General features: G+C 41.1%; 11 protein-coding genes and 2 pseudogenes. 10 read left to right on the forward strand and 3 right to left on the reverse strand.

Annotated features, from left to right (window positions below; genetic code table 11):
* The first annotated feature begins 282 nt into the window (after positions 1–282).
* From PX636_RS08095 to PX636_RS08115, 5 genes and pseudogenes are all read left to right on the forward strand, one after another.
* On the forward strand, positions 283–1,446 hold the full coding sequence (locus PX636_RS08095; protein ID WP_002798179.1) for a pyridoxal phosphate-dependent aminotransferase: 1,164 nt from the start codon (positions 283–285) through the stop codon (positions 1,444–1,446).
* Between the two features lie 358 nt (positions 1,447–1,804).
* A complete protein-coding gene (locus PX636_RS08100) occupies positions 1,805–2,200 on the forward strand; it encodes a tetratricopeptide repeat protein (RefSeq protein WP_288116697.1) in 396 nt (131 codons plus the stop codon).
* Positions 2,196–2,429 (forward strand): annotated as a pseudogene (locus PX636_RS08105) (IS701 family transposase); the annotation flags it as partial. The gene PX636_RS08100 and the pseudogene PX636_RS08105, both read left to right, overlap by 5 nt.
* Positions 2,430–2,577: 148 nt before the next feature.
* Positions 2,578–3,249 carry a L,D-transpeptidase gene (locus PX636_RS08110; RefSeq protein WP_288116698.1) on the forward strand — a complete coding sequence of 224 codons (672 nt, stop codon included), beginning with the start codon at positions 2,578–2,580 and terminating at the stop codon, positions 3,247–3,249.
* A gap of 54 nt (positions 3,250–3,303) precedes the next feature.
* Entirely contained in the window at positions 3,304–3,939 is a 636-nt protein-coding gene (locus PX636_RS08115) for an SH3 domain-containing protein (RefSeq protein WP_002798175.1), read from the forward strand.
* Between the two features lie 468 nt (positions 3,940–4,407).
* Here the strand turns inward: PX636_RS08115 and PX636_RS08120 are convergent, their stop codons facing one another.
* The 3 genes and pseudogenes from PX636_RS08120 to PX636_RS22850 form a co-directional block, all read right to left on the reverse strand.
* Complete coding sequence (locus PX636_RS08120) at positions 4,408–5,277, reverse strand: lysozyme (RefSeq protein ID WP_288116699.1); 870 nt, start codon at positions 5,275–5,277, stop codon at positions 4,408–4,410.
* Positions 5,177–5,428, reverse strand: a pseudogene (locus PX636_RS08125) (endonuclease III domain-containing protein); the annotation flags it as partial. The pseudogene PX636_RS08125 and the gene PX636_RS08120, both read right to left, overlap by 101 nt.
* Positions 5,406–5,516 carry a DNA cytosine methyltransferase gene (locus PX636_RS22850; RefSeq protein WP_409828265.1) on the reverse strand — a complete coding sequence of 37 codons (111 nt, stop codon included), beginning with the start codon at positions 5,514–5,516 and terminating at the stop codon, positions 5,406–5,408. The pseudogene PX636_RS08125 and the gene PX636_RS22850, both read right to left, overlap by 23 nt.
* Before the next feature lie 376 nt (positions 5,517–5,892).
* Between PX636_RS22850 and PX636_RS08135 the strand changes: the two genes are divergently transcribed.
* From PX636_RS08135 to PX636_RS08155, 5 genes are all read left to right on the forward strand, one after another.
* On the forward strand, positions 5,893–6,930 hold the full coding sequence (locus PX636_RS08135) for a fatty acid desaturase (protein WP_287684196.1): 1,038 nt from the start codon (positions 5,893–5,895) through the stop codon (positions 6,928–6,930).
* A gap of 392 nt (positions 6,931–7,322) precedes the next feature.
* Positions 7,323–7,586, forward strand: a complete 264-nt coding sequence (locus tag PX636_RS08140) for a hypothetical protein (protein WP_002800342.1) — start codon at positions 7,323–7,325, stop codon at positions 7,584–7,586.
* Complete coding sequence (locus PX636_RS08145) at positions 7,587–8,054, forward strand: type II toxin-antitoxin system VapC family toxin (protein ID WP_288116701.1); 468 nt, start codon at positions 7,587–7,589, stop codon at positions 8,052–8,054.
* A gap of 449 nt (positions 8,055–8,503) precedes the next feature.
* Positions 8,504–8,764 carry a type II toxin-antitoxin system Phd/YefM family antitoxin gene (locus PX636_RS08150; RefSeq protein ID WP_002736246.1) on the forward strand — a complete coding sequence of 87 codons (261 nt, stop codon included), beginning with the start codon at positions 8,504–8,506 and terminating at the stop codon, positions 8,762–8,764.
* Positions 8,757–9,023, forward strand: a complete 267-nt coding sequence (locus tag PX636_RS08155; RefSeq protein ID WP_002756029.1) for a Txe/YoeB family addiction module toxin — start codon at positions 8,757–8,759, stop codon at positions 9,021–9,023. Before PX636_RS08150 ends, PX636_RS08155 begins: the two co-directional genes overlap by 8 nt.
* Positions 9,024–9,179: the final 156 nt, after the last annotated feature.

Genomic DNA, 9,179 nt, shown 5'->3' on the forward strand with positions numbered 1-9,179 from the left:
ACTACATTTACCAAGCGGCTAATCCTCTAAACGTCTTACTGTCTAGTTTCTAGCCAACGAATCGCACCACACCCCACACCCTACTTCCCCATCACCCCACACCCCACACCCTACTTCCCCATCACCCCACTTCCCCCATCCCCCATCACCCCACACCCCACTCCCATACCTAAGCGCCGCAATTCCGGAGATTATATAAAAAAACACCCAGAACAATCGGGGTAATGGACAATACTAAAGGTTGTGTAGGTCATCAGAAAAGCCCTTTCAGGGTAAAATACTATGAAACTAGCGTCACGAGTCAATCAAGTTACTCCCTCCCTTACCCTAGCTATCGACTCTCTGGCCAAGGAAATGAAGAAAAACGGCGAAGATGTCTGTAGTTTTAGCGCCGGGGAGCCAGATTTCGACACACCCACTCACATCAAAGCTGCTGCGAAAAAGGCCCTCGATGAGGGAAAAACTCGCTACGGACCGGCTGCCGGGGAAGCGGGGTTAAGAAAAGCCATCGCCGAGAAATTGCTGCGGGATAATCAACTAGCATACAATGCCGATAATGTCATCGTTACCAATGGGGGTAAACAGTCTCTCTACAATCTAATCATGGCGTTAATTGAAGCGGGGGACGAAGTAATTATTCCCGCACCCTACTGGTTGAGTTATCCTGAAATGGTGACGTTAGCGGGGGGAACATCGGTTATAGTGAACACTAGCCTAGAGAATCACTATAAAATCACCCCCGAACAGCTAGAAGCGGCAATTACACCGAAAACTAAATTATTTGTTCTCAATTCTCCCTCTAATCCTACCGGTATTGTCTATACTCCCGAAGAAATCGCAGCTTTAGCAAAAATTGTGGTTGAAAAGGATATTTTAGTGGTTTCTGATGAAATTTACGAGAAAATACTCTACGATGGCGCAATTCACCGCAGTATCGCTTCTTTTGGTCCGGAAATCTTTCAGCGCAGTATTATTAGTAATGGTTTTGCTAAAGCTTTCTCGATGACGGGGTGGCGCGTCGGTTACATAGCAGGACCGGTGGAAATTGTCAAGGCTATGACTAAGATCCAAAGTCATAGTACCTCCAATGTCTGCACTTTTGCCCAATACGGTGCGATCGCTGCTTTGGAGAGTTCCCAAGATTGCATCGAGGAAATGGTCAAAGCTTTTAGCGAGCGCCGACAGTATATTTTAGAACGAGTGCGAGCCATTCCAGGACTCAATTGTCCTACTCCCAACGGTGCTTTTTATGTGTTTATCGATATTAGTCAAACTGGTTTAAAATCACGGGATTTTTGTCAGAAACTTCTCGAAACCCAAAAAGTAGCTGCTATCCCCGGTATTGCTTTCGGTGCCGATGATTGTATTCGTCTTTCCTACGCTACAGACCTAAAGACGATTGAAAAAGGATTCGATCGCCTTGATCAGTTTATCGGCAGTTTGTAGGATGATTACTTTGTTTGTTAGGGTGAATTTTGTTCGCCCTTTTTTTTGGGTTTTAACAGCTTAGGTGAGTTGCTTACCTAGAAGGTGATTCAGGCATATTTGAGTATAATTTTCTATCTCAATTGTTAAGCAAAAATTGACCAAATGTTAAGAGTGCGTAACTATTCTGATTGACTGGTATCACTGGAAATGCCCACGCAAACCACAAAATTGCACAATTGTCAATAGGGTTTGAGATGCGCTCACCCTGAAAGAGAAAGCAGAATCTCAAGCCAAGGAACTCGAAGAAAAAACACACATCCGCAATCTAGTCAACCAGCAGATTCAAGAAGGGCTAAATCAGTCCGAATTATCAGAATTGAAAGAGAAACTTGAAGGCGCTAGTGATGATGTTAAAAAAATTGTTTTTAATCTTGCCCATGATGCCCGTAGCTTGGGAAGGAGAACTCTAACATTTAAAGATCGGGTCAATAGAACAATTCCGATTTTTGAGGCTCTGGTAGCGAGTGATAACAATAATCCTTCGTATAATGCAGAGTTAGGTTATGCTTATATCAGTTCACAGCCTCCTGATTTAAACCAAGCCATCTCCTATCTCGATCGCGCCATCGAACTACGAGTACCGGGGTCATCAATGGAGGGAGATAGCTGGAAGTACGAAATGAATCAGGCGCTCGCCAGAATTGGCCTTGGCAATTCTCAATCAAGGGATGATATCCTAAAAGATTTGTTTGCTGTTGAGCAGAGGAATTGAAGAGTTTCATCGAGTCATCAAACAAGTCTGTAATATTGAACGCTTTTTCGTTCGTGATCAGTGGGCAATTCGTAATCATTTCTTTTGCGCTCTCCGTGCTTTCTGTCATCTTCAGACTGCCTGTCTTAATCAACTGATTAACAACTGCTATGAATTTGCCCGAAAGCTATTTATCCCTGTTATTCGCCAATTTATTATGGAGAATATTACGGAGACTATGTTCGCATAAACTTGCTATGTCTATTTGAGGCTTTGAGGCATTTGAGGCTTTCTGTCAATGCGTAACTTCTATAATTTTAAAGAACTGCTAATAATCTCTTGACAATTGTAATACTATTAGAGAATATATAATAAGAAACTTTCAATGGAATTGCATCATGAAATATACCGCTACTACTGATACTATCCTCAAAAAAGCACCGGTTCAGGGTAGTACGCTTCCTGAAGATCAAAAAGTCAATGTTCGCCAAGGCAAAACCTATGATATCGAGAAAGTCATTGAAAATGATGGCTTGCACAGTCAGGTAGAACTCGCATTTGATGCCGGTTCTTGGTGGATTTTCTTACCTCATTGGGATACGGGAGAAGCCAAGCCTGACGTTACGCCACCTACTACTGGTATCGTAACTGCCGTTTTTACCCTCAAACAAGCGCATAGCCCTTACTTAATTAATGGATCTTTAACATTTTTTGAGGATGGCCAAGAAATTTTGAAAGTAGTTGCTACATCAGGGATTAATGGTTTTCAATACCCAGGCGCTCATACTATTCGAGGCAAAGGTTGTTTACCCCCGGCTAACGACTGGAAGATTTCTACCAGTGGCTACAATTTAGCAACGAAAGGGGTAGAAGGAATGTTTTATCATATCACCCCCGATCCGCGTCAAGGTAGAGGTGAACTCGGACTTCATCGTGATGCCAACGTACCAGGTTCTTCTGGCTGTATTGTTGTCAGGGATTCTAATACTTTTAATGCCGAAGTAGTTCCTCTGATCGACAAAATAAAAAATAAACAATCACAGATTAATCTTTCGGTGGTTTATACCTGATGTTCTAATTGTTGAATTAACAATTATGAGGAATCAGGAAGCGTAGTGAATTTAATGTTCAAGCAAAAAATTGTTGCACTTGTTGGCTGTTTCAGCCTCTTCTGGCTCTCTCCCGCGCTCGCTGATTCCTGTCAAAAATCTGTTGTAATCAGTCGGGATGGTTATGCTAATATCCGCTCTTCCCCGCAAGTAAAAAAGCATAACATTATCGGTACTTTGCCTATTGGTATGTCCTTCGAGCAAATTAGCCTGCGGTATGGCTGGGTAAACATTCGCACCCCAGTTTCCGGTTGGATTAAAGAAAGTCAAACTTCTCGAATGTCCTGTGATGCGGCGACCAAGTTATTACTTGAAAATGGTTTATCTGCGATCTCCCGTTTTGGTAAACAAGCGATTACGGGGAATTTAACTGCGGCTGAGATATTTCTCCGAATGGCTCAAGGTCTCGATGGTGTAGTTGCAGAGACTTATTTAATCTCACTGACTGATTTTGTCTCTCAAAATCCCGCCTTTTTTGTATCTGTTCTTCAGCAGCAATCTTTAGTCATTCGTCAGGCGGTACTTGACGAACTCAATACTGGACTAGGGACAAAAAAATCTCCCGAACGCCTGAAATTTGAAAATTTTCTTAAAAAATTACCAGAAAATCATATAATTGTTCAGGAGTGGCGACAATTTAATCACGATTAATCCTTCCATGAACCACTTTCTTCAAGGAAAAGTTTGCCATTTTTATAGATTCTAAGTGTGCCGCTTTCTGTGACAAAATAACGGTAATTTCTATTGATGAACTCATAGCCGAGAAATTGACAGGGAGTAACTCCATCTGAACACAAACGATAAACAGTTCTCCCAGTAAGTTTAATGGATTCTGCGGTTCTTAGACTTCTTCCGGTGTATGAGACGTTATTACATACTACCTCTCCTTCGGGGCAATTCCTAGTAATCTTGACAATAAAATTTCTCGTCTCTAAGGTTTCTGCAAGAGTTGTTTGACTGCAAAATAAGCAGATAAATAACAAGAACATAGTTCTCATCAAAAAATTTTGCTTAAACCCGACAAAAAATAATCTCATGCTTTATTCCTGGAACAAATAAATATCTCTCTGTGTTCTCTGTGTCTCTGTGGTGCAAATATCACCCCAGAGACACAACTACTTACTTAGCAAATTTCCCCTTACCTTGCCACAATTCACCCTCAGCCTTGCGCCGTCGCAGCAGACCTTCATGGACATTGGAACCTGGATTAGAGTAGAGTTCTAAAACCTTGGGTACATCATTCCAGCGTTTATCTCGCAAAGCAGAAGTGATAGAATTAAAACCGGGATTACCGTAGAAATAATCGCCCAAATTATAAGCAAACGAAATCAATGCTGAGCGCTGATTATCATTCATCTCATTCCAATAAGGAATTGAAGCAGCCAAGTGATTTACGGTGTTTTCAAGATCGTGGGATAAATAACTCTGAGCAGTTTCTAAGGTGATATTTGGATCGCCAAAACGAACAGGTTTGCCATTAGGATACCGAGTTGTTCCAATCCCAATCGTCGCCACTCCCACACCGTCATTATAAACATGAGGGACAAAACCTTCAAACTCAGTTATAATCTGAACTGCTTGTTCAGGAACTTTGCTACTACTTCCTTCTGTTTCTATAGACTCTGGAATAGGAGACCAATCCTTGTCAAAGATATACCAGACACCAGCACCAAAACTGAGGGTTACTTTTAAATGTCCGTTGGGTGCAGATTCCACCCTGTCGATGCTGATGGTTTGTCCGGCTTTGTAAATCTTTTTCTCAGTATCGGGTAGCTTACTGGATTGTTCTGTCGATTTCTTGATCGCAGTGTCGTGAAGTGCTGTCAAAGTTGCTATTGCCATAAATGGACCTCTAAACTTATCTGCTGACAAAACAATGTTAATATATTTATTGGGCAGCAGGACAGAGGTGAGCCAATTGGCAGTTATAACATTCAGGTTTTCTGGCCTTGCATACTGCTCGTCCGTGATAGATAAGGCGAATGGCAAAATTTTCCCAATCTGCTTGGGGTAATAGGCTCATTAAATCTTTTTCGATGCGAGTTGGCTCTTTGTGTTTCGTCAAGCCGAGGCGCTGGCTAAGGCTCTTGACGTGGGTATCAACTGTCACCCCTTGATTAATGCCAAAACCGTGAGTGATTGTAGGTTTTCACACAATCTGGGTTATTTTCGTTGCTAAAAACACATTGCCAACCGATTTGTTCAAGACCGAGACGAAAGCCACCAATTACCGCCTAAAAATCGGCAAAAGTCAAGCAACTATGGGTAAAATTTTTGTTAGCTGGATGAATAGGTAATTGGTTCATAATGTTGATTGAATAACCGAGAGTCTTGTCTATTTTCTCAGATATTATTGTACTAGATGTCCAAGGGGACAGACGGACAGACAGGGGGAGAATGTGATTCACTTTCCCTAGGGGCCTTTGTTAAGTTACATTAAGCCCTACAATATAATTCTGGTGAGTTAGACGAAATTCGCTCGATCGCTCGGTCTTATCCGCTCCTAGCTGAGATAGAGAAAAGATAGCGCATCGAGAAACAGAAAAGTTTAGTTCTCAAGCTTTCGTCAATACTGCCCTGTCATCTATCTTGAGTTATAACCTAGTGTCCCAAACCCTACCTAAACCCTCCCTAAAAAGAGAATTTTTGCCATTTACCCTACAGGATGTCCGTCTAGCTATCCCGGCCCGTTGCTTCCAATCAAGCGTTTTTCGCTCTTTAGCCTACTTTTTTTTTGATATTGGCATCATTACCCTACTTTACTGGATAACTTACCAGATTAATCAAGCATGGTTCTTCCCCCTTTTTTGGTTTATGCAGGGAACCATGTTTTGGGCCTTATTTGTCGTCGGTCACGATTGCGGTCACGGTTCCTTTTCCCGTTATCGTTGGTTAAATAACCTAATCGGTCATCTCAGTCATACTCCCATTCTCGTACCTTTCCACGGTTGGCGCATCAGTCATCGCACCCATCACGCTAATACCGGCAATATCGACACCGACGAAAGTTGGTATCCCGTCACGGAAACCCAGTATAACAATATGGCTTGGTACGAAAAATTAGCTCGTTTTCAGCTAATTTTATTTGTTTATCCCCTCTATCTTTTCCGTCGTTCCCCTAATAAACAGGGGTCCCATTTTATGCCCGAAAGCCCCCTCTTTCGCCCCTCGGAACGGTGGCAGGTACTGACTAGCACCGTTTGCTGTACCTTTATGTTAGGTCTATTAATCGGGGTGGGTATCAGCTACGGCTTTTGGTTTCTGTTTAACTACTACATCATGCCCTATATCGTCTTTGTGGTTTGGTTGGACTTGGTGACATTCCTACACCACACCGAAGATGATATTCCCTGGTATCGCGGTCAAGACTGGTACTTTCTTAAAGGGGCGCTTTCTACCATCGATCGCGATTATGGCATCTTTAATCCCATCCATCACCAAATTGGTACTCACGTCGCCCATCATATTTTTATCACTATTCCCCACTATCATCTCCAAGAAGCAACCGAGGCTATCCGTCCCGTCTTAGGAGACTATTATCGCGTCTCGAAAGAACCGATTTTCAAATCTCTCTGGCGGTCCTACCGCAATTGTCATTTTGTCAGTGACCAAGGCAGTAAGATTTTTTACCGCAAAAACTGATCCTGTCTTAGCTATCAGGAGGAAACGGCAGCAAAATCTGCCTCCTCCTCTCACACCGAGAATAGTTGCCAAAACTAGCGGTAAAGTCTTTCTCTTTATTTGGTTCACTGGCAAGGAATTAAGCTGATGCAGCGAAATTGAACAACGTACAAAGGGAATGACATCGGCAGCATTGGCCAAGAATCAAACAAATATCTAATCTGTTCTCTAGGATTTGATCATTTTGCTTTTCAACAGCTACTGACAAGAGGATATTAAGCGCCTAGAATCTAAAAATTTACGATCAAGCAGGTCTAAAGAGTGAATTTTTATGATACTGTCTATTGTACTAGCTCAATTATAACTTTGCTATAAAAGATTAATTACTCAGACAGCAAAAAAAGTGGCAGATTATGACACAGGCAATCCTTACTCAAATCTTGAATCAGCTTGAGACTCTTGAGCTAAAAGAACTTCAGCTGCTTAATCAGAAGATTCAACAGTATCTTATGGATAAAGAAGAAGCTGAGAAACAAGCGGTATTTCACCAATCTCTTCTTGATGCTGGATTAGTCAAGCAGATTAAGCGTCCTTCATCTCAACCGATAACTGAGCGACGATTGATTGAAATCGAGGGAAAACCTATTTCAGAAACGATTATTGAGGAACGCCGTTAAATGGCACTTTATTTCTTAGATAGTAGTGCCTTGGTCAAGCGTTATATCAGCGAAACTGGTTCAGCATGGGTATTGGAATTATTTACTGATGCTTTAAATAATGAAATATTTATTGCCGCAATCGCCAAGGTAGAAATTGTAGCTGCTATTACGCGAAGATCCCGCACTGGAAGTATTAGCGTTACCGATGCAACGGCAATAGTTCATCAGTTGAGAAAGGACTCGCTTAAAGATTATCAAGTCATTGAAATTACCGAAAGTATAATTAATTCAGGAATGGTATTAGCGGAAACTTATGGTTTAAGAGGTTATGACGCAATCCAGTTAGCAGTAGGTTGTGCTGTTAATACACTTTGCCTAGCTAGTGGTTTACCTTCTATCACTTTTGTCTCGGCAGATAATGAATTGAATGTTGCTGTTATCAGTGAGGAATTGCTGATGGAAAATCCTAATAATTATCCATCTTAAGTAAGCGATAAGCTGTGAACTCTGAAATTTTTAGAGTTTAAAAAGGTGGAAAAAATAATCCCCTTCAAGGGAGTAAAGGAATTAAGCTGATGCAGCGAAATTGAACGACGTACAAAGGGAATGACATCGGCAGCATTGGCCAAGAATCAAACAAATATCTAATTGGAGAAGCAACTAGAAATGTACCAAAGGAAATTAAGTCTCGCTATCCTCTTATTCCTTGGCGTTTAATCGGAGGAATGAGAAATATTTAGAAAAGGTGCTATTATGCGGAATAATAGTTGACTTGTGTTAGAATCGGTTAAGTAGGTAGGCACAATTATTTGTAGGATGGGTTAGCGGTAGCGTAACCCATGCGGGCGTTGGGTTTCATGCTTCAACCCAACCTACGTTTATTTTATATTTAATTCCACCCACCTACTTATGTTGTTAATTTAAGGGATAGTTACATGAAAATTGTTACTGTTACTGAGGCCAAAGAACAAATTGATGAATTAGTGAATGATACCAATGATAATCATCAACCAATTTTGTTATCTGGTACGAAAAAGAATGCTATTTTAATTGCTGAGGAAGATTGGAACTCTATCCAAGAAACGCTTTATTTGTATTCTATTCCTGGTATGGTAGATTCAATTATTGAAGGTGGCAACACTTCTATTGAAGATTGTGTGGATGAGGCGGGTATCAGAGCAATTTTAAATGGATAATTGGCAGTTGGTTTTTACCAAACAAGCGAAAAAAGATGCTGAAAAGCTGGCTCGTACTGGGTTGGCAAAACAAGCTAACGAGTTATTAAATATTCTTAAGTCAAATCCCTATCAATCTTATCCTGTTTATGAGAAACTCAGTGGCGATTTAGCGAGCTATTATTCCAGACGCATTAATATTCAGCATCGTTTGGTTTATCAGGTTATTCCAGAAGAGAAGGTTGTCAAAGTTATACGGATGTGGACTCATTATGAATAACTACTCTTATTTATTTTACACTGGTAACATTATAAACTGAAAATGATTGATTTGGATTGTAAAAATACAGCAATTTGCGACTGAGTGAGGTATATACTAGGAACATGAAAGGCTTATGGTATAAGACTTTTGCCTTCCGCAAAGCGGTATAAATCC

Source organism: Microcystis sp. M53598_WE2 (genome assembly GCF_030067735.1).
Classification (GTDB): Bacteria; Cyanobacteriota; Cyanobacteriia; order Cyanobacteriales; family Microcystaceae; genus Microcystis; species Microcystis aeruginosa.